The sequence below is a fragment of the Persicimonas caeni genome (assembly GCF_006517175.1).
Taxonomy (GTDB): Bacteria; Myxococcota_A; Bradymonadia; order Bradymonadales; family Bradymonadaceae; genus Persicimonas; species Persicimonas caeni.
On the sequence record NZ_CP041186.1, the window covers coordinates 5,562,435 to 5,582,651 of the forward strand.

19 protein-coding genes are annotated in these 20,217 nt (G+C 63.1%); 7 read left to right on the forward strand and 12 right to left on the reverse strand.

Going from position 1 to position 20,217, the window contains the following annotated elements:
• Window positions 1-163: 163 nt before the first annotated feature.
• From FIV42_RS20490 to FIV42_RS20520, 7 genes are all read right to left on the reverse strand, one after another.
• Window positions 164-1,540: an NCS2 family permease gene (locus FIV42_RS20490; protein ID WP_141199496.1), complete on the reverse strand. Its 1,377-nt coding sequence runs from the start codon at window positions 1,538-1,540 to the stop codon at window positions 164-166.
• 430 nt (window positions 1,541-1,970) lie between these two features.
• Window positions 1,971-2,363 carry a Na+/H+ antiporter subunit G gene (locus FIV42_RS20495; RefSeq protein WP_141199497.1) on the reverse strand — a complete coding sequence of 131 codons (393 nt, stop codon included), beginning with the start codon at window positions 2,361-2,363 and terminating at the stop codon, window positions 1,971-1,973.
• A gap of 30 nt (window positions 2,364-2,393) precedes the next feature.
• Window positions 2,394-2,663, reverse strand: a complete 270-nt coding sequence (locus FIV42_RS20500; protein WP_141199498.1) for a K+/H+ antiporter subunit F — start codon at window positions 2,661-2,663, stop codon at window positions 2,394-2,396.
• Entirely contained in the window at window positions 2,663-3,181 is a 519-nt protein-coding gene (locus FIV42_RS20505; RefSeq protein ID WP_222615279.1) for a Na+/H+ antiporter subunit E, read from the reverse strand. Before FIV42_RS20505 ends, FIV42_RS20500 begins: the two co-directional genes overlap by 1 nt.
• Window positions 3,178-4,692 carry a monovalent cation/H+ antiporter subunit D gene (locus FIV42_RS20510; RefSeq protein WP_141199499.1) on the reverse strand — a complete coding sequence of 505 codons (1,515 nt, stop codon included), beginning with the start codon at window positions 4,690-4,692 and terminating at the stop codon, window positions 3,178-3,180. Before FIV42_RS20510 ends, FIV42_RS20505 begins: the two co-directional genes overlap by 4 nt.
• Complete coding sequence (locus FIV42_RS20515) at window positions 4,689-5,027, reverse strand: Na+/H+ antiporter subunit C (protein ID WP_141199500.1); 339 nt, start codon at window positions 5,025-5,027, stop codon at window positions 4,689-4,691. The genes FIV42_RS20510 and FIV42_RS20515 overlap by 4 nt, the downstream gene beginning before the upstream one ends.
• Window positions 5,015-7,837 carry a monovalent cation/H+ antiporter subunit A gene (locus FIV42_RS20520; RefSeq protein WP_141199501.1) on the reverse strand — a complete coding sequence of 941 codons (2,823 nt, stop codon included), beginning with the start codon at window positions 7,835-7,837 and terminating at the stop codon, window positions 5,015-5,017. Before FIV42_RS20520 ends, FIV42_RS20515 begins: the two co-directional genes overlap by 13 nt.
• 166 nt (window positions 7,838-8,003) lie before the next feature.
• Here FIV42_RS20520 and nhaR point away from each other — a divergent pair, with 166 nt between their 5' ends.
• Complete coding sequence (nhaR, locus tag FIV42_RS20525) at window positions 8,004-8,888, forward strand: transcriptional activator NhaR (RefSeq protein WP_141199502.1); 885 nt, start codon at window positions 8,004-8,006, stop codon at window positions 8,886-8,888.
• 11 nt (window positions 8,889-8,899) lie between these two features.
• Here nhaR and FIV42_RS20530 read toward each other — a convergent pair whose 3' ends face one another.
• Together FIV42_RS20530 and FIV42_RS20535 are read right to left on the reverse strand one after the other, a co-directional pair.
• Window positions 8,900-10,789 carry an APC family permease gene (locus FIV42_RS20530; protein WP_141199503.1) on the reverse strand — a complete coding sequence of 630 codons (1,890 nt, stop codon included), beginning with the start codon at window positions 10,787-10,789 and terminating at the stop codon, window positions 8,900-8,902.
• 40 nt (window positions 10,790-10,829) lie between these two features.
• Window positions 10,830-11,165 carry a hypothetical protein gene (locus FIV42_RS20535; protein WP_141199504.1) on the reverse strand — a complete coding sequence of 112 codons (336 nt, stop codon included), beginning with the start codon at window positions 11,163-11,165 and terminating at the stop codon, window positions 10,830-10,832.
• Window positions 11,166-11,449: 284 nt separating this feature from the next.
• On the opposite strand from FIV42_RS20535, the gene FIV42_RS20540 reads away from it, so the two are divergent.
• The 6 genes from FIV42_RS20540 to FIV42_RS20565 all read left to right on the forward strand — a co-directional run bounded on the left by FIV42_RS20540 (window position 11,450) and on the right by FIV42_RS20565 (window position 17,883).
• On the forward strand, window positions 11,450-11,932 hold the full coding sequence (locus FIV42_RS20540) for a universal stress protein (RefSeq protein ID WP_141199505.1): 483 nt from the start codon (window positions 11,450-11,452) through the stop codon (window positions 11,930-11,932).
• 169 nt (window positions 11,933-12,101) lie between these two features.
• Entirely contained in the window at window positions 12,102-14,597 is a 2,496-nt protein-coding gene (locus tag FIV42_RS20545) for a hybrid sensor histidine kinase/response regulator (protein ID WP_141199506.1), read from the forward strand.
• A gap of 92 nt (window positions 14,598-14,689) precedes the next feature.
• Window positions 14,690-16,108 (forward strand): DUF3943 domain-containing protein, encoded by a 1,419-nt coding sequence (locus FIV42_RS20550; RefSeq protein ID WP_141199507.1) that lies wholly within the window; start codon window positions 14,690-14,692, stop codon window positions 16,106-16,108.
• Window positions 16,109-16,351: 243 nt separating this feature from the next.
• Window positions 16,352-16,624, forward strand: coding sequence for a hypothetical protein (locus tag FIV42_RS20555; protein ID WP_141199508.1), 273 nt, complete (start codon window positions 16,352-16,354; stop codon window positions 16,622-16,624).
• A 90-nt stretch (window positions 16,625-16,714) separates the two neighbouring features.
• On the forward strand, window positions 16,715-17,167 hold the full coding sequence (locus FIV42_RS20560; RefSeq protein WP_141199509.1) for a hypothetical protein: 453 nt from the start codon (window positions 16,715-16,717) through the stop codon (window positions 17,165-17,167).
• Between the two features lie 182 nt (window positions 17,168-17,349).
• The gene (locus FIV42_RS20565) at window positions 17,350-17,883 is read left to right on the forward strand and encodes a hypothetical protein (RefSeq protein WP_141199510.1); all 534 of its coding nucleotides are present in this window, start codon (window positions 17,350-17,352) and stop codon (window positions 17,881-17,883) included.
• An 84-nt stretch (window positions 17,884-17,967) separates the two neighbouring features.
• On the opposite strand, the gene FIV42_RS20570 is transcribed toward FIV42_RS20565, so the two are convergent.
• From FIV42_RS20570 to FIV42_RS20580, 3 genes are all read right to left on the reverse strand, one after another.
• The gene (locus tag FIV42_RS20570; RefSeq protein WP_168210809.1) at window positions 17,968-18,414 is read right to left on the reverse strand and encodes a PaaI family thioesterase; all 447 of its coding nucleotides are present in this window, start codon (window positions 18,412-18,414) and stop codon (window positions 17,968-17,970) included.
• Window positions 18,415-18,532: 118 nt separating this feature from the next.
• A complete protein-coding gene (locus FIV42_RS20575; protein ID WP_222615280.1) occupies window positions 18,533-18,946 on the reverse strand; it encodes a DUF1622 domain-containing protein in 414 nt (137 codons plus the stop codon).
• 312 nt (window positions 18,947-19,258) lie between these two features.
• On the reverse strand, window positions 19,259-20,041 hold the full coding sequence (locus FIV42_RS20580; RefSeq protein WP_141199512.1) for a carbonic anhydrase family protein: 783 nt from the start codon (window positions 20,039-20,041) through the stop codon (window positions 19,259-19,261).
• Between the last annotated feature and the right edge of the window lie 176 nt (window positions 20,042-20,217).

Sequence of the window (20,217 nt, forward strand, 5' to 3'; positions counted from 1 at the left end):
GGCTTCTAGCCCTGAAAGTTTGAGTGAGGTGGCCTTGCAGAAGTTGGCACGCCATCTACCCGAGCAATTAAAGATTTAGGGGCAGCGAATCGAGAGGAACGGACGATACGCAACCCCAAATCCTTAATTTCCCAAATAGAGGGCGCCACTGACCTGCAGGGACTCACGCCCCGCCGAGCCACGCATAACGGACCACCAACAGCACGGCGAGCACGTACAAAATGGGATGCACGTCGCGTCCCTTGCCCGACAGCAGGTGGATGACGACCCACGAGATGATGCCAAACGAGATGCCGTTGGCGATCGAGTAGGTCAGCGGCATGCCGATGATGGTCACAAACGCGGGCACCGACACGCGCACGTCCGACCAGTCGACCTCGCCGATATGCGACATCATCAGCGCGCCAACGATGATGAGCGCCGGGGCGGTGGCCACGAGCGGCACGGCGGAGGCGAGCGGCCACAAAAAGATGCTCAGGCCGAACAGAAGGGCGACGGCCACGGCCGTCAGCCCGGTGCGCCCTCCCTCTTCGACGCCGGCGGCCGACTCGACGTACGAGGTGGTCGTGCTCGTGCCCAAGATCGCGCCGAAGCAGGTGGCGATGGCGTCGGAGAAAAAGGCGCGCGAGGCGCCGGGGAGCCGGCCCTCTTCGTCCATGTAGCCGGCCTTGTGGCCCAGCCCGACGAGCGTGCCGGCGGTGTCGAAGAGGTCGACGAAAAAGAAGATGAAGACCACGTCCAGAAGGCCCAGCGACAGGGCGGCAGTGAGGTCGAGCTTGGCGAAGAGGTCGACCGGCCAGGCCGGCGCGCGGATGACACCCTCGGAGAGCCCGCCGAAGGCCTCGCCGTCGAAGACGGGCGCGCCCAGAACGACGGCGGCCACCGAGGTGAGCACGATACCCGCCAGAATCGCCCCGCGCACCCGCAGGGCCATGAGGACGGCGGTGATCAGAAAGCCGCCCAGGGCGAGGGCGACGCCCGGGCTGGCCACATCCCCCAGGGTGACCAAGGTCACCGGGTGGTCGGCAACGATGCCCGCGTTGCTCGCCCCGATGATCGCCAAAAAGAGGCCGATGCCCGCGCTGGTGGCGATCTGTAGGTCCCCGGGGATGGCGTTGACGATCGCCTGGCGCACCCCGCCGAAGCTGAGCAACACGAAGACGAGACCGCTGATGAACACCGCCCCGAGCGCCGTCTGCCAGGGGATGCCCATCCCCAACACGACCGTGAAAGCGAAGTAGGCGTTCAGGCCCATGCCCGGCGCCAGCGCAAATGGAAACCGGGCCACCAGACCCATCACGAGCGTGCCGAAGCAGGCGGCCAGCGCGGTCGCCGTGAGCAACTGCGCGGTGACGTTGGCGTCCTCGATCTGGATGGCCTGCGCGAGGATGCTCGGGTTGACGAACAGGATATAGGCCATCGTCAAGAACGTCGTCAGCCCGGCGCGCATCTCCGCGCCGGGCGACGTGTTGGCCTCGCTGAGGCCAAAAAAGCGGTCGAGTGGGCCGGGGTTCGGGGCTGATTCTGGTTCATCGGTCATCGAAGATACCCGCTGGGCCACGTCACTGAATTCCAAGCAGACGACCTCGCGCAAACGCTGCGAATCGTCCACCCTTCAATGATAACTCCTTCAATAGAGGGCGCTACTGCCCTGCAGGGCCTCGAGACTGCGGGCCTTGCAGGTACGCAACCTCAACCCCCCGCCGCCTCGCTACGCTCGGCGGCTGCCCCCCACGCTTCGCTTTGGGGGGCGAATGGTCGGCTCAATGATCACATATGGTTGATGGGGCAGCCATTGCCTCTCAACAACCACATATGGTTGATGGGGCAGCCATTGCCTCTCAACAACCACATATGGTTGATGGGGCAGCCATTGCCTCCCCAAACGGCGCCGTTTGCCGTTTAGGGGAGGTCCCGAAGGGGGAGGGGTTGAGGCCACGCACCTGCAAGGGCATCAATACCTGCACTCCTCACTCATCCTCATCATCATCAAAATCCTCCAGATCCGGATACTGGCTGGCATCCGGCTCGGGGTGACTGGTGATGACGTTTTCGAGCACCTTGCCGGTGGTGTCTTCGATGCCGCGGAACAGGGCGGCCTTGGCCAGCAGGTGCGCGCTGATGGGGGCGGTGATGAACAAGAAGATCGTGATGAGCAGCTCGTGGAGCGTGAAGGTCTGCTCGGCGGTGGCCGCGTAGATGACCGACGCGCCCAGCATCGAGCCGATGCCCAGGGTGGTCGCCTTGGTGGGCCCGTGCAGGCGCATGTAGAAGTCGGGCAGCTTGGCGAGGCCCAGCGAGCCGATAAAGGCAAAGGCCGCCCCGGTGACCAGCAGAAATGACAGGATGACTTCGACGAACATAGTGAGTGTCCTCAGTTGCGACGCGAGCGCCTATTCGATGATGTTGCCGCGAAGCAGGTACTTGCACAGGGCGACCGTGCCCACAAAGCCCATCATGGCGATAAGCAGCGCCGCCTCGAAGAACAGCGCGCTGGCCATGTAGATGCCGGCCAAGATGAGCAGGGCGATGGTGTTGATGTACATCGTGTCCAGGGCCACGATGCGATCGACCAGGTCAGGTCCCTTGACCATGCGCCACATATTCATGATGAGCGCGGCGGTGGTCAGCGCGAATGCGATGTAGATGGCAGTCTGTAGCATTACTCGAACATCTCCTCGAGCGGCGACTCGTAGCGGCGCTTGATGCGCGCGATTTCGGCCTCGGGATCGGGGCAGTCGAGGCTGTGGACCAGGAGCGTCTTGCGGTCCCCGCTCAGGTTCGACGACACGGTGCCCGGGGTCAGCGAGATGGTGCTCGCCAGGATGCTGATGGCGTAGGGGTGCTCGATGTCGAGCGGGATCTCGAGCCACTCGGGGCGCAGCCGCTTGTTGGGCCCGACGATGAGCCGGGCCACGATCAGGTTGGCTACGATGATGTCGAAGGCGACGATCCAGAAGTAGCGAATCATCGCCCCCAGATTCTGAAGGGCGGGCGCCTCGGGCCAAAACGTCCGAAAGAGCCAGGGCACGGCCACCGCGAGCAGGCCGCCCAGGAGCAGCGAGCCGACGCTGACACTTCCGGCGGCGAGCAGCCAGGTCAGCCAGAGCACCACGGTGAATACCGGGCGCGGCAGCACCCGCTCTCGCAGCGTCCTCGATTGTGTGGAGCTTTGGGTCATTTCGTCTCCTCGACCGACGGGACGATCGTTTCAATGTAGGTCGACGGCTCGGCGATCTGCTCGGCGGTCGCCGCGCTGAACTCGGCGAGCGGGCCGGCGAAGATGGTCATCGCGGCCACCAGCCCGAGCATGCCCACCACGGCGACGACGCGTCCGGCGGTGCGGGGGGCGGGGCTCGGGGTCTGCTCGGTGTCGTTGCGCCAGAAGAGCGCCACGCCGGCCTGGGCCAGGGTCACGACCGCCAGGAGGCTGGTGGCCAAGACGACGCCCCAGACCCAGAAGCCGTCGGGCTGGTCGACGGCGGCGTCGAGGATGAACACCTTGCCGAGGAAGCCGGACAGCGGCGGCAGGCCAGCCACGGCGATGGCGGTGGTGAAGAAGAGCACTCCCAGAAGCGACCATCGCTCGAGCTTGGGGCCGGGCAGAAGCTTGCCGCCGAGCTCGCCGCGCTGGCTGGTGATGACGCCGGCGAGCAAAAAGAGCGCCGCCGAGGCGATGGTGCTGTGAAGCATGTAGTACAAGCCCGCGGCGATGCCCTCGGCCGTGTACAGCCCGATGGCTGCGAGCATCGTGCCCATGGAGGCGACGATGAGGTAGGCGATCGTGCGGCCGAGCTCCTTGCTGGCGAGCGCCCCGAAGGTGCCCAACGCGAGCGTGACGAGGGCCAGCGGCAGCAAGAAGGGCTCGGCGATGTCGGCGGCGACGCCGCCTTCGGGGCCGAAGATGAGCGTGGTGACCCGCAAGATGGCGTAGACGCCGACCTTGGTCAGGATGGCGAAGACGGCGGCCACCGGCGCGCTGGCTGCGCTGTAGACGCTGGGCAGCCACATGTAGATGGGCACGAGCGCGGCCTTGAGCGCGAAGACGACCAGCAAGAGCATGGCGCCTGCCTGCACAAAGGCGGCGTCGGTCGCCGGCAACTCGGCCACGCGTGCGGCCATGTGGGCCATATTCAGCGTGCCGGTCAGCCCGTACATCATGGCGATGCCCAGCACGAACATCCCCGAGCCGACCAAGTTGAGGATGACGTAGTGCACCCCGGCCTTGAGTCTGCGCTTCGTGCGCCCGTGCAACAGCAGGGCATACGACGAGAGCAGCAACACCTCGAAGAAGACGAACAGGTTGAAGAGGTCACCGGTCAGAAACGAGCCGTTGATCCCCAGGACCTGCATCTGGAACAGGAAGTGGAAATGCTTGCCGCGCTCGTCCTGGCCCTGCACCGCGTACAGGAGCGCCAGGAAAGAGACCGCCGAGGTCAGAAGCACCATCATGGCGCTGAGCCGGTCGAGCACCAGCGTGATGCCAAAGGGCGCGGCCCAGTCGCCGACGTTGTAGGCCCAGATGGCGCCGCTGCCGGCGACGTCGACCAGCGCGATCGCGCAGCCCAGTGTGGCCACGCCCGTCAGCAAGCTGATGACGCGCTGGACGCCGATGCGACCCCAGCCGCCGAGGACGGCGACGATGGCCCCGAGCAGCGGAATCAGGATGGGAGTAATGATCAAGTGGTTCACGACTCGGGCTCCTCTCCGTCAACGTGATCGGTCTCGAGGTCGGTGTACGAGGCGATGGCGAGCACCATGACGAACGCGGTCATCGCGAAGCCGATGACGATGGCGGTGAGCACCAAAGCCTGCGGCAGCGGATCGGTGTAGGCGGCGGTCTCCATACCCTCGCGCAGAATCGGCGCCCCCTCCAGGGTCAGCCGGCCCATGACGAATAGAAAGAGGTTGACGGCGTAGGCAAAGAGCGCCAGCCCCAGGATGACCGGAAAGGTGCGCCCGCGCAGCATCAGGTAGATCCCCGAGGCGACGAGCACGCCGACGGCGACTGCGATCAGGGCTTCCATGGTGAATCCTCCTCACGGCCTTTCAATTTCTTGGGGTCGGCGGCGCCTCCCAGGCGGCCGAGCCGCCCGAGGATGACCATCATCGAGCCGATGACGGCGAAGTAGACGCCCAGGTCGAAGATGAGCGCCGACGCCAGGTGCAGCTTGCCGATAAGCGGCGGGTACACGTAGCCGTGCCAGGTGGTCAAGAAGGGCAGCTCGAACAGCAGCGCCGCGCCGCCGGTGACCACCGCCAGCGCCACGCCCCACACAGCCATGCGTCGGAAGTTGACGCGGGCGCGCTCCTCGGTCCAGTTCACCCCGCTGGCGAATTCCTGCATGACGAGCGCGACGGTGGCGACCAGGCCGCCGATAAAGCCGCCGCCGGGCAGGTTGTGGCCGCGGAGCATGATGAAGATGGACATCAAGATGATCATCGACAGCAGCGGGCGGCTAAACGAGACGAGCATCACCGGGTACGGGTCGGAGGCGCGGTCTTTGATGTCGCGGGTCTCCTCGATGTCCAAGCCGTCGAGCAGCATGAACACGCCCAACGCGGCGATGGCGAGCACCGAGACCTCGAGCATGGTGTCGAAGCCACGGAAGTCGACCAAGATGACGTTGACCACGTTGGTGCCGCCGCCGCCCGGATACGACTGCTCGATATGCCAGCCCGAGATCGTTTCGAAGGGCCGGGTGATGATGCCCCAGGTCAGGGCAGCGGCGCCGCCTCCGCCCAGGACTGCCAGGCCGATGTCGCGCAGTTGGCGCGGCGGCGAGGACTCCTTGGGCGTGCCTCGCGGCAACATGAAGAGGGCGAGTAAGAGCAGCAAGATGGTCACGACCTCGACCGACAACTGGGTCATGGCGAGGTCCGGGGCCGACAGGCGCACGAAGATGAGCGCGGCGACGAGTCCCACGGTGCTCAGCAGTATCACGGCCAGGAAGCGGTTTCGGTGCAAGAGCACCGTGCCCAGCGCGCCGGTGAGCATGATGGCGATCATGACCGCGCTGACCGGGTCGACCGGCGTGTGCAGCACGCCCGTGCCGTGCCAGCCGTGCTCCCAGAAGGGCCAGAACATCGCCAGGATGGCGAAGGCCAGAAGCCAAGCGATGTAGCGCTGCAGCGAGCCGTTTTCAATGGCTCCCGAGAGGGCCCGCGAGGCGCGCGTCAATCCCTCGAGCAGGTGCTCGAAGACCGTGCGGCCGGTCAGGCCCGGCCAGGTGCGCTCGGCGAAGGTGTACAGATCTTTGCGGCGCCAGTAGACGAGGCTGGCCCCGGCGAACGCGATCAGGCTCATGATGAGCGGGGCGTTGAAGCCGTGCCACAGCGCCAGGCTGTAGTAGGGCAGCTCGCCGGCTTGCCCGCCGAAGATGACCGCCGAGGCGGCCACGCCCAACAGCGGCTCGACGATGAGCTTGGGCACGATGCCGACGACGACCGAGATCGTCACCAGAAGCGCGACCGGCGCCATCATCAGCCACGACGGGTCGTGAGCCTTCTTGGGGGTTTCGACCTCTTCGCCGAAGAAGACGCCGTGGACGAACCGAATGGAGTAGGCGACGCTAAAGAGCCCGCCGAAGGTCGCCAGCACCGGCACGAGCCACGGATAGGCCTCCATCTGGGGAAGCTTCCAGGTCGCGTCGAAGAACATCTCCTTGCTCAAAAAGCCGTTGAACAAGGGCACGCCGGCCATCGCAGCGGCGCCGAGCAGCCCGAGGACCATCGTGTAGGGCATCAGGCGGCGAAGCCCGCCGAGCTTGCTGATGTCGCGGGTGCCCGCCTCGTGGTCGACGATGCCGGCGGTCATGAACAACGAGGCCTTGAAGGCGGCGTGGTTCATGATGTGGAAGACGCCGATGACCGCGGCGAACGGGCTGCCGAAGCCGAACAAGACGGTGATCAGGCCCAGGTGGCTGATGGTCGAATAGGCCAGAAGCCCCTTGAGGTCATCCTTGAAGAACGCGACATACGCGCCCACCGTCAGCGTGGCCAGGCCGGTGAAGGTGACGATGAAGAACCAGGGGTCGGTGCCCGCAAGCGCCGGGTGGAGCCGGGCGAGCAAGAAGACACCCGCTTTGACCATCGTCGCCGAGTGCAGGTACGCGCTGACCGGCGTGGGCGCGGTCATCGCGTTGGGCAGCCAGAAGTGGAAGGGGAACTGCGCCGACTTGGTGAACGCCCCGGCGAGCACCAGGCACAGCGCGGGGATATACAGGTCGTGGTTCTGAATGACGTCGGCCGAGGCGAGCACGTCGCTCAGCTCGAAGCTTCCGACGATATGACCGATCATGATCACACCGCCGAACAGACACAGCCCGCCGGCGCCGGTGATCGTCAGCGCCATGCGCGCGCCGGCCTGCGCCTCGGACTTATGTGTCCAGTAGCCGATGAGCAAAAACGAGCTCAGGCTGGTCATCTCCCAGAACAGCGCCATCAGCACCAGGTTCTCGGATAGCACCACGCCTAGCATCGCCCCCATGAACGCCATAAGCATGGCGTAAAAGCGCCCGATTGGGTCGCTCTTGTATAGGTAGGTATACGCGTAGGTGATGACGCACAGGCCGATGCCCAGGATGAGCAGGGCGAATAGAAAGCCGAGCCCGTCGAGGCGGAACGACAGGTTGAGCCCCAGCGACTCCACCCACGGCCAGCCCACCGTCAGGACCTCGCCGGCGAGCACTTGCGGCGCGAGGCCTAGGAGCAGCACCAACGAGATGACCGTTGGAATTGCCGCTGCGACTGCGCACGCCACACGTCCGAAACGATCGGCGAGTAGCGGAAGCAAGAGGCCTGCGAGGGGCAAACAAATGATCAGAAGCAGATTCATGTGTCCCTCGAATGAGACTCCAACACGTCATCAGAGCCGATTGCTGTTACTCTCATCCACACAACAAGTTCTCTCTCGCTGAGAAAAGTCAAGGTTTGCGTTACCAGTTGGATGCGTATAGTTTCGATTTGGTGCAATTATTATGCAGTAGATTCGGAGATCTCGAATGAACGAATGGCTCAATTACCACCACTTGCTCTATTTCTGGACGGTTGCGCGCACCGGCTCGGTGACCGCCGCGAGTGAAGAGCTGCGTCTGGCCCCCTCAACAATCAGCGGGCAGATTCACCAGCTCGAAGACGTCTTCGAGCAAAAGCTGTTCCGGCGCTCGGGCCGAAGCTTGGTCTTGACCGAGTTCGGGCAGGTAGTGTTCCGCTACGCCGACGAGATCTTCAACATCGGCCGGGAGCTGATGAACTTCGTGCAGGGACGCGCGGTTGGCGGGCCCCTGCGACTGCACGTCGGCGTCACCGAAGTCGTGCCCAAGCTGGTGGTGCGCAAACTCCTCGAGCCGGTCATTGCCATGGACGAAGAGGTCCACCTGATCATCTCGGAGGGCCATACCGACGAGCTGGTCGCCGACCTGGTGCGTCACCATCTCGACATCGCCATCACTGACGCGCCGGTGGGCCCCGAGTCGGCGGTGCGCACCTTCAACCACCTGCTCACCGAGTCGGGCATCGGCATCTTCGGCACCCCGGAGTTGGCCGACGGGGTGCGCGATGGCTTTCCGCAGTCGCTCGACGAAGCACCGTTTCTGCTGCCCACGTCGAATTCGGTGGTGCGGCGCATTCTCGAGCAATGGTTCGACTCGCTGGGCATTTATCCCAAGCTTGTCGGCGAGTTTCAAGACGCCGCGCAACTCAAGACCTACGGGGAGAGCGGGTTGGGACTGTTCCCCGCCCCCTTGCTCGTGGCCGAAGAGATCGAGGCGCAGTACCTGGTCGAGCGCGTCGGTGCCGCCGAGGGCGTGCGCGAGAAGTTTTACGCCGTCTCCATCGAGAAGAAGGAGCGAAACCCGGCGGTCATCGCGCTGCTGGGGCATGACTAGTTGCGCGTCCATCACGACACTGCCCGATTCGGAGGGTTCACCGACAGCGCCAGGAGCAACGAGTGCTCCGCGTCGGGCTGACTCTGGGGCTCCGGGATCCGGTCGAGGCGGCTGGCGATTTCAGCGACGTAGCGATAGTGGCGCGCAGCGTCTTCATCGGGGCTGAGCAAGAAGATGAAGTTCGAGATCGGTGCATCGTGCACCACGTGAGCGGTCGCTTCATCGAGGTGTAGCGGCACACCGCCGTCGACATGCACGACCATCACCTGCGGCTCCTCGAGTCCGTGATACAGGTGGTGGGGCACCGCGCCGTTGTCCTCGATGGGCATCATGCCCAGTCGGCTCTCCTCCATGAAGCAGTGGACCAGGTCGTTGGGATCGAGGTCGAGCTCGTCGGCGAGGATGTCCGAGGCACGCGCCATCATCTCGTCGAGGGTGATCGGCCCCTGCAGGCGAAGCTCCAGCGCGTTGTCGAACAGCTCGTCGAACTCATCGTCGTCGCGCAGGCCCTTATCGGAGACGACCCGTCGAAGCTCGTGGTGCAACTCTTCGTGGCGGCTTCGGCCCATGCGCTCGAAGACGTGACGGATCGCGCCGCGACGGTGCACGCGTTTTCGGGCGTAGAAGTGGAAGGCGACCACGCCCACGGCGACGACGCCCAGGCTGAAGCCGACCGCCAGCCAGCCCATCTCCCAGATGAGCCAGATGGGGATGACGATGCCCGCGATCTGCATCCATGGGTACAGCGGCGAGCGAAAGCCGGGTTGGTAGAACTCGAGCCGGCTCTCGCGCATGACGATGACCGCCGCGCTGATCAGCGCAAAGAGCACCAGTTGGAAGGCGCTGGCGAGCTTGGCCACCGCCGAGACGTCGAAGGCGATCAAACACACGATCATCGCCGCCGTGGTCGCCAGCACCGCCAGGACCGGGATGCCCTTGGCGGAGATCTCGCCGAAGCGGTCGGGGAGCAGGCGGTCACGGGCCATCGCAAACGGATAGCGGCTGGCGGACATGACCCCGGCGTTGCCGGTCGAGGCAAACGCGGCAATCGCCGCGATGACCATCAAGACCACGCCGGTCGATCCCGGCAGCCAGGTCATGAACGCGTCGGCAGCGGTCGCCACCGGCGTCAAGTCCTTGTAGAACTCGGAGGGGTCGAGCACCACGGTCATCACGTAGACCCCGGCGCAGTAGATGAAGGTGGCGGTCGCCAACGACAAAAACATGCCCAACGGGATGTTGCGGTCGGGTTTTTCGACCTCTTCGGCCACGCTGGCGACTTTGGTCAGGCCTGCATAAGAAACGAACACCATACCCACGGTGGCGATGATGCCCTCGAGCCCGTTGCGCGCAAAGGTGTAGTCGTCTCCCCACGATGCCCAGCCGCGCGGCGAATCGAGGGTGGCGGCGAATCCTTGAATGACGAAAAAGCCCAAGATGACTACCAGCACGGCCACGAGCACCCGTTGGAGGCGGCTACTCTCCTTGGCCCCGACCAAATTGAGCACGCCGAAGGCGAGCGTCAGCACCACGGCGACCGGGATGATGGGCAGGTCGAAAAAGATCACCAGGTAGGCGCCCATGCCAATGAGGGCAAACGCGCTCTTGAGCACCAACGCCACCCAGGTGCCCAGGCCGCCGATCATGCCGAACAGCGGCCCCATGGCGCGGTCGACGAAGAAATAACTCCCCCCGGCCCGCGGCATCGCCGTGGCCAACTCGGCCTGGCTGAGCATCGCCGGGATGATCATCAATCCTGCAAGAAAATACGCCAGCACCACCGACGAACCGGTCTGTGCTGCGGCAAGCCCGGGAAGCAAAAAGAATCCCGAACTGAACATCGCCCCGGTGCTGATGGCATACACATCCATCAGCCCCAGGTTCTTCTTCAGCTTCGCCATACTGTTCCCCAAAAAGTTCGAAACCAGCGCGCAAAATACGTCATTCGAAAAGAGCGCTCAGGCCTGCGGGACCAGGGCCCGGCCCGCGCACGTGGCTCAGCACGGCTCGGCCCACTCCCACCACACAACGGCTGATGGCACGATCGAGGCTGTCAGCATCCTCTTCGACGAGCATCGGCAGCCGGCCGTGAAAGAACACGACCATCGAGCAGCGGGATTTGCTGCCGTCGCCGTCGGCGCTGAACTCCGACAGGTACACTTCGATTTTATCGATGTGTCCGGTCACCGGAGCCAGCGTCTCGCCCAGTTGCTGCGCGGTGAGCTGGCGCGCAGTACGCGGCGGCGGAAAATCGATGCCTACAACTCGAATGTCCATGCTCGCACCTCCAGTGGCCTGACCTGGTGAACAGCTTGCGTCGCTTATCAAAGCTAAGGAGCAGCCTTGGCTTCGTCCATAAGGAAATGCCTCACGGAAGGTTTGTCTAAACCGAATGGTGCTCGCCCCTAAGAACTAAATCTAGCGGGGAAAGCTAGGATATAACGAATCCAAGCATGTGAAATTCCTGATAGACGAATTGTAGGACGGTTCCTAGCTTTGTAAGCACTTCGTTGTGAGGCTCGGCAGGCCGTGTCTCGAGGATCCCTTCCCCCGGAGTTGTCATGGAAACCCATCTTCCCAAGTCGACGCCCCAGCCCCCCGCTTCGAGGAGAGCCGAAGAGCCCAGGTTGCTCGACCACGTTCTGGTCGCGGTGGCCTCGGACGAAGATGCTCGCCAGACGTGTCGAGTGGTCCTGGAGTCGGTGGGCTCACAGCTCGGCTCAGTCACGGTGGTGACCGTGATTCCTCGCTACCGCCAGTGGTCCGACAGCCTTCCGAGCGATTATCGTCTCGAGAACGCCTACGCGACGTTGCATGTCGCCTGTGGACTTCTCGAAGACGCAGGGATCGACGTCGAGGTGTCTATCGAGCAGTCCTCGAATACGAGTCGAGCCATTCACGAGTTGGCCGAGCGTATCGACGCCTCCGCGATTATTTTCACGCCCAGAAGCGCCAATCGGCTGGTGGACTTTCTGGCCGGAGACACCACCTGGTCGTTGGTCAAGAAGTCGTCGCGCCCGGTGCTGGTGTTGCCTTTGGCTTAGTACGCACGAGGCGTTCTTGGTGGATCACTTGGTGGATCAGAGAAGGCCGAGAGGGCGAAAAGCGCGGTCCATGACGCGAAAAAAACGTGTCTTAACGGCATGATTGCAGTAGAGTGGAGGCCGTCACCTGCAGAAGCGCATTTCTCGCCTTCACGACGAGCCCCTTGGCATGTCCACAACTTCAAAGTCCGAGCAGACAAGTCAACTCTTCGAGAGTTTGGCCGGTGAGGTCGGCAAGCTTGCCAGGCAGATGGACTGGTCGAGCACGTCTCTCGGCCCCCCGACTACTTGGCCGCGCGCCCTGAGGTCGGCCGCGCGCTTGGTCCTCGACTCTTCGCTGCCAATGACGTTGGGGTGGGGGCCGGAGTTGATTCAGATCTACAACGAGGGGTATCTGCAGATTTTGGGGGACAAGCATCCCGACGCGCTCGGCCGGCCCGTCGCCGAAGTCTACTCCGAGATCTGGGCCGATATCGGGCCGATTCTGCAGAGTGTGTACGACACGGGGAAGGCCCTTTGGTTCGAAGACCTTTGCCTGCCGATTGCACGGCAAGGCTTTCCCGAGGAGATGTACTTCACGTTCTCATACAGCCCGGTGCGCGACGACAACGGCCAGATCGTCGGGTTGCTCTCCTCGGCGGTGGAGACCACCGCCAGCGTGCTGGCTCGCCGACGTGCCGAGATACTGCGTGATCTGGCGAGCACATCGAGCCGCTCGTCGATGGATGAAATGCTCGCTGTGTCGCTGCAAGCGCTGCAGGGGGCAACGGACGACATTCCGTGTGCCCTTTTGTGTCGTATGAACCGACGAGGCCGCAGGCTCGAGGTGATCGATTCCATCGGGCTGGAGCACGAACTGGCGCCGTCGGTAGACGAAATCGCGCGTTGGGTGCCGTGGGAGCGGGTGGGCGAAGACGTCGGTTTTCTCGAATTGCCCGAAGAGGCTTCGGAGGCGATCACAGGCCTGCCTGCCACGTCGGGTCTGGGGCTGATCCCCATATGCAGCGGCGGCGGTGCCAGAGACGACTGTGTCGCGGCGCTTATCGTCGGGCTGAGCGCATACCTGCCGTTCAACTCCGACTACCGTGATTTTCTCGACGGCGTCGGCCGTGAGTTGGCTCGCAAGGTCGCCGACGTACACTATCACCAGCTGCGCGTCGAAGAGGCCGAGAACCGCTACAGAGCCGTCTTCGAGTATTCGGTCGACGCGATGTTATTGACCGCTCCCGACGGTCGCATCTTGTCGGCCAATCCGGCCGCGTGTGAGTTGCTGGGCTACACCGAGAGCGAAATCTGTGAGCTGAGCCGTGAGGGCGTGGTCGACACGACCGACGAGCGTCTTTCGGAGCTGCTGGCCATCCGCGAAGCCACCGGCAAGTTTCAAGGCGAGGTCCAGCTGGTCCATCGAAGCGGGCGCAAGATTCCGTGCGAGGTGTCGAGCAATATCTACCGCGACGCGCGTGGCAATCTCCGATCGAGCATGGTGGTGCGCGATATCCGTCGGCGACTGGAGATGGAGTCGAACCTGCGCCAAGCCCAGAAGCTCGACATCGTAGGCAAACTCGCCGGCGGGATTGCCCACGATTTCAATAATTTGCTCACGGTGATTCAGAGTTCGGCCCAACTCTTGGAGGCAGCGCTAGATCCAAGCTCCGAAGAGGCCGAAGACGTGCAGATCATTCAAGCCGCCAGCGATCGTGCCGCCGCGATGACGCGTCGGCTGCTGGCATTTTCTCGAAGTCAGCCCATCCGCAAGACCGATCTGGACTTGGCCGAAGTCATCGCCCACATCGACGTGGTGCTGCGCTCCTTGATCGGCGAGCATATCGAAGTGGTCACTTCGCTCGAGCCCAACCCCTGGGCGGTGCGCGCGGATCGCCAGGCCATCGAGCAGATTCTGCTAAACCTTGCAGTTAATGCGCGCGACGCCATGCGGACCGGCGGCCGACTCACCCTCACCCTGGCGAACGTTGACCTGCAGGAGCCGCGTCACTGCGTGGTCGGCTCGCTCGTCCGTCCGGGCCGGTATGTCAGCCTCAAAGTGAGCGACACGGGCGGAGGAATTCCGGCGGACGTGGGGGTCAAAGTCTTCGAGCCCTTCTACACGACCAAAAAAGAGGGCACCGGGCTCGGACTGGCCACGGTGGCTGACGTCACGCTCGAATGCGGGGGCAATATCTTTATGCAAAGCGAGCCGGGTGAGGGGACGACGTTCGAGGTCTACTTGCCGGTTAGCCAGCAGTCGGCCACCAGTTTGTCGGGCGCTCACGCCGACACATCGGGCTGTGCGCTGCCGCGACTGCAGGCCCTGCTCGTCGAAGACCAGCCGCTGGTTCGCAAGGTGACCTCCAGGATGCTCGAGAACTCAGGGCTCGATGTGGTCGCAGTGGCGGGCGGAGCCGAAGCTCTCGAGGTGGCCGAGGAGCGTGGTGCAGGGGCGTTCGATTTGGTCGTCTGCGATGTCGTCATGCCACAGATCAGCGGTGAAGAAGTCGCACGACGGCTGCGTGAGATCTGTCCGAGTATCGAAGTGCTGTTCATCTCGGGCCATCCTGCCGACTCCTATCTTCGCGTGGACTCGGACATGGACGTCAACGTGTTGATGAAGCCCTTCGGCGGCGAGGAACTTGCCAACGCCATTCGCAAGATATTCGAAGCGCAGTAGTCCTCAGAGCGTGGTTGCACCGGCTCGGGTCGATCCAGTAGTCATGGCGTCAGTTGTGCTGTCACCTCTCCGAGTCTCAGGATACCCCTGACATGAAGTCCCGAGCCGTGACCTCCATCGCACGCTCGAAGATCATTCGTCGCAGCCGAGTGCTGTGTGGGCTGGTTTGCTGCGTGATGTTACTGGCGTTGGCTGCGCCGGCGCGGGCATTGGGGCCGGCCGAATCGGCCGACGAACCCCGCGGGTGGGACTATCTGATCCCTGTCGGCAGTATGCTCGGAGCCAATGTCGCCTTTTGGGCCACGGCGCGCTACCTGCTCGAGGAGGACTATGCCTTTATCGGCCTCGATTCGGTGGCGTCGAACTTCGAAGAAGGCTTCGAGTGGGACGCCGATGCTTTTCCGACCAACCAGATAGGCCACCCCTACCAAGGCGGCCTGTACCACACCGGAGCACGCGCGGTCGGCTTCGGGTTTTGGGGCTCTGTTCCATATACGGCGCTGGGAAGTCTCCATTGGGAGCTGTTCATGGAGACGCAGAACCCGTCGTACAACGACTTCATCACCACCACCATCGGGGGCGTGGCGCTGGGCGAGGTGCTGTTCAGGCTGTCGTCGGCGCTGCTCGACGATTCGAGCTGGGGTTGGGAGCGCGTCGGCCGCGAGGGTGGGGCGACGGCGCTAACCCCGATCTGGGGCATCGGTCGACTGGTGTCGGGCGAGGCATTCCACCGCGGCGAGGCGCCTGGCGAGTTTCCCGTGCGCACCCGCCTTGCGTTGGGGCTCGACGAGTTTCGTCCGGCCGACGTCGCCGATGTCACCGATGGAGGCATTCCCAGCCTGGGTCTGGACGCACGTGTGGTCTACGGCTCGTTTGTCGATGACGGCGAACCCTTCGAGCCCTTCGATTGGTTCGAATTGGGAGTCGGGGTCAACTACAGCCACAAAGACTTTTACGCCGCTCAACTCGACATCACCGGATTGCTGGCGCGTTGGGGGTTTGGGTGCGGCGAGGACAACCAGTGCGCTTGGGGGCCGATGATGCACTACGACTACTACGACAGCCCGCTGTTCAAAGTGGGGACGTCATCGGTGGGGGCCTCGGCGCTGGGTAGCTTCGAGTTGGGGTGGTGGTCTTTGCGCCTCTTTGCGCAGTTCGATCTCGGCGCCATTGCGCTGGGGGGCTTCGACTCGCCGTACGCCGAGGTGGTCGAGCGCGACTACAACTTGGGCGCCGGTGGGCTGGCGCGCACGATCTTGGTGTTGACCAAGCCGGGTTGGTTTCAGTTGCGCTCGATCAGCTCGCGCTACTACGTGCGAACGTTGCACGGCTCTGACGGCCACGAGATGGCGGGCATTACCCGCCAGGAGCTCGAAATCCCGATCACGCGCAGCTTCGCCCTCTCGGCTGGCAGTGTCCTTTACGACCGCGTCGGCGTGCCCGACAACCACGACCCGATCACCTCCAGCCACGTCGCCGGACAATTTCAGTTCGTCTGGCGCCTGCAGTAGCCCCTCCTCGTCGGCAGTCGCAGGGAGACACTCCCGCTTCAGATTCTCTTAAGAAGTCGTCCGTATAACGAAATACATGGGCCGAGGCAGCCTGCAGTCGGGCTGAATCGGGGTCCTCTCGGACGGTGAGATGGCACTCGCCGGTGTAATGAACCCGATGCGTGATGCATCGATTGATACGAGGAGCACGAGATGAAAAGGGCAATGGTAAAGGTTGGATTCGTCGCAGCGGTGGCAGTTGGCATGATGGTGAGTGTCTCGAGCAGCGCGTTTGCGTTGGACGATGTCACGGTGGTGGTCCAAGGCGCCGATAAAGCGAAGGCGCACAAGCGCAAGGCCAAGGCGCACAAGCGCAAGGCCAAGACGCACAAGCACAAGGCCAAGGCGCACAAGCGCAAGGCCAAGGCGCACAAGCGCAAGGCGAAGAAGGCCAAGGCGCGTAAGAAGAGAATGCAAGTCAAGCGGGAGCGGGCTCGAAAAGGCCACCGTCACATGAGGCGCGCTCAGCGTCGGTAGGAGCCGCGGATCATTTTGCCCCGGCGGCGCGATCGCCGCCGGGGTTTTTCTTGTTTCGGAATGGACTCGTCGAAGTCGGTGTTTAGATGAATGTGCAGCAAAGATGATGGCGTCTTTTTACCCGAGGCGAGTTTGAAGGAAGCGCAAAACAAGCACCCACAAGCCGGGTCGTCTCGGCGATGGAGTAACCTGGGACTGCTCGTGGCAGTCACCGCAGGTTTTTGGTGCTTGGCGGCCGGTCTGGCCGCGCCTGCCTCGGCGCATTGCATGTTTTCGGACCCCGGCGCTGGCGCCGGTACCGATTGCCGTGGCGATGCGTCCGCCCAACTGGCGCTTCTGCGCACCGGCAGCGCCGCGCGGGCCGAGACGGACACCTCATCTTGGCCTCCGCTCGACGCGAAGGCTTCTGCGCAGCCGCTGATCGCTGCCCAGGCACTGGACGGCTGGCAATCCCATCCCGGGCGTCAGTCTGCCCAATCTTCCCCCCAATTTCCGCTCTATCACGTCGCACCCAAGCAATCTCCGCCTGGCTCGGTTGGTTGAGTGAGTTCGTCGCCGAACTTGCTCTCGCGGCGTGTCCGCGCATCGGCATGCCCGTCCAGTCAGAATCAGCCCCTCGCGCGCCCTGTGAACCTGCATTCGAGCAGAGTGGTCGCGTGGTGGAGTAGTTGCCGTCATCGGTAAAGAGCCGGTGACGTGCGTAAAATCGCGACGTGAATCGAGTTATGAACAACGATACGACGATAGAAGTGCGCCCTCATTTCGGCGAGCCGAATGGTTCGACCCAGTCCGCTAGCTATGACGGGTTCGAAGATGAGTTGCGCTGGACTTGCCTGAAGCTGCTCTCCCTTATCGGCAAGGAGCCGCCGGCGCGTGGGCCCTATGTGCCTCGCCAACTCCTTCTCTACGCTGCCAATCGCTACCGTGGCGTGCACGAGGCGCGCTTCGAACACATGTGCCGGGGAATGCATCTCATGAGCGAGCGTCGCTTCCGCGAGGCGCTTCGCCAGTTCGAGGTGGTCCTGTCGGGGCGGGTCGATGCGGAGTTCGAGCCTCTGCGTGAGCTCGCGCTCGAAGCGCATGCTACCTGCTTGCAGCAACTCGACTATGACGATGAGGCGCTCGAAGAGTTCACGCGCCTGCTTCACCGGAAATTCACCGAGACGCGCGACAGTGGAGAAGCCGACCACGTCGCCAAGTTGCTCGGACTTGCACGAATGGATGCGGCCGAAGAGCGCTTTGCGCCGTCACTGTTCTGACGCGCCCCGTAGATAAGCAGCCTTCGAGAGCCCCGGCGTTTTTATCGAACGCCGGGGCTTTTTTGTGCGCTGTATTTGGCGCTGTCAGGAGCGCAGGCGCTTGTAGAAGTTGGTCACCCGCACGTCGCTCAAAAGGCGTCCACTGTCGACGTGGATGATCTCGACGTGGTGACGGATCATCGTCTCGCCGCGTTTGATGACGGTGCAAACGGCGCGCACCGTGCCCTCCCGGGCCGAGCTCAGGTGAGACCCGTTGATTTCGACGCCCACCGGAGCGACCTCGGTGAGATCGACACCCCAGCACGAGTGCATGCTGGCGGCGGATTCGGCGAGCATCATCGATACCCCGCCGTGCAACAGCCCGTAGGGTTGTCGAGCGTGATCGCCGATGGGCATCTCGAGCACGGCACGGTCGGCGTCGATGTCGACCAGGCGCACGTCATGAGCGCCGGCGGCGGTGAATTCACGGCTTTGGTCGAATAATTCGATCCAGCGCTCGCTATCGGTACCGGCGGAGAGGGCGAGTGTCATGAATTGTTCGGACATAGCTTGGTGGGGTGCAGGTCAGTCGGTTTTGCGGGCTATCACTGCTCGCTACCATACCCCAAATCCACTTGATTGGAATGGATGGACTGGACGTTGAGGGAGCTCATTCCTCCTCGCTATCCTCCGACGTCTCGGAATCGGACTGGCTTCCTTCGCCTTGCCAGGGCCATTTGCCGGTTAGTTCGACTTCGAGCGTAAAGCTCAAGAAGGTTCGGACCAGTACCAAAATGGCGAGGGTGATTACTCCGTGCAGGCTAAACTTGATGGCAACCGTCTTGATGATGTCGGCTGCCACGAGGAGTTCGAGACCGACGAGCGTGCCGCGAATCAGACCGTGGCGGTAATTCGTAAAGATTCGCTTGTACGATTTGCGTCGAATCAACTGCACCAGCGCGATCGCGGTCATGACCACTGCAATTCCGGCCACGACGATCGTTCCCAAGGCCTCGAGCCCCGCCGCACAGTACTCGGCGAGGAGTTTGGCAAAGTGCTTCACTTGGCCTGTGCTGGCTTCCAAGGTCGTCCCCCGCGGCCTGCTGTCGCGCTAGAACTCTCGAGGTAATGATAGACACGCGCCAAGTGCAGCGAATGCCTTCCGCTCTTTCAGCATGCACAGCGGCACCTGTGAAGTGGTGTCGAGCGCAATGGTGTCAGACACCGTGTTTGTGAAATGGTGTCAGACACCGTGCGGGCCAGCGTTCATGCGCCTGTAAGCACGATGGGGAGGCTCGAGCCTTCCCATAGGAAGACGTGTTTTTGATCGCGGTTTGAACTGCCGGTGAGGCGGCGCCGCATGGACGCGGCGCCGCCGGAGGGGAGGGCGGGAGGCTTACTCGAAGAACTCGACCTTGCCGGTCGAGATGTCGTACATCGCGCCGACGATCTTGATGTCGCCCGCCTTTTCCATCTCGGCGAGGATCTCGCTGCGCTCGCGCACGTCCTCGACGGTCAGCTCGACGTTGCGGTGGGCGATCTTGTTGACCAACTCAGTGTTGTCCGACGAGCAGGTCTCACCCTCGGGCGTGACGTCCTCGACGGCGGGCTTGATCTCTTCGACCAGCGAGCTGATGTGGCCGAGCTGGACGTTGTCGCAGCTACCCTTGACCGCGCCGCAGCTGGTGTGACCCATCACGACCACGACCTTGGAGCCGGCGACCTTGGTGGCGAACTCCATGCTGCCGAGCATGTCCTCGGTCTCGAAGTTGCCGGCCACGCGTGCCGAGAAGATGTCGCCGACGCCCTGGTCGAAGACCAGCTCGTGGGGCACGCGCGAGTCGACGCAGCCGAGCACGACCGCGAACGGATACTGACCCGCCGCGGTGGCCTGGACCTGCGCGCCCAAGTCACGATTGGTCATTTCACCTTTGACGTAGCGCGCGTTGCCCTCTTTGAGCTTTTGCAGCGCCTGATCAGGGGTCATCGCGGTCTGCGACTCTTTGGTCATCACATCCTTGATGGCCTCGTCTCCCTCGCCTGCCGGCTCCGTCTCCTGTTGCGCCTCAGCCGTCTGCGATTCCTTCGGGCTCTCGGCCTCGGCCTTCTCTTCGGGCGAGCTGCAAGCAGTGATCAGCGCGGCGCTGCATACAAGGGTCAGAAATAGATGCTTTTTCATTTCGTACATCTCCGAAGGTTGTAGAATTAGGTGATACAAATGGCGTTCGAATGCCTCAACTTAGTAATCGCTCGAATCAATATGGGGCGCGGTTGGCCTCACTGAGCGAACTCTAGCAGAGGTTAAGCACGCGGGGCGTGGCTGGCAAATTGGAAATGTGCCCCCTTTGATTCGCT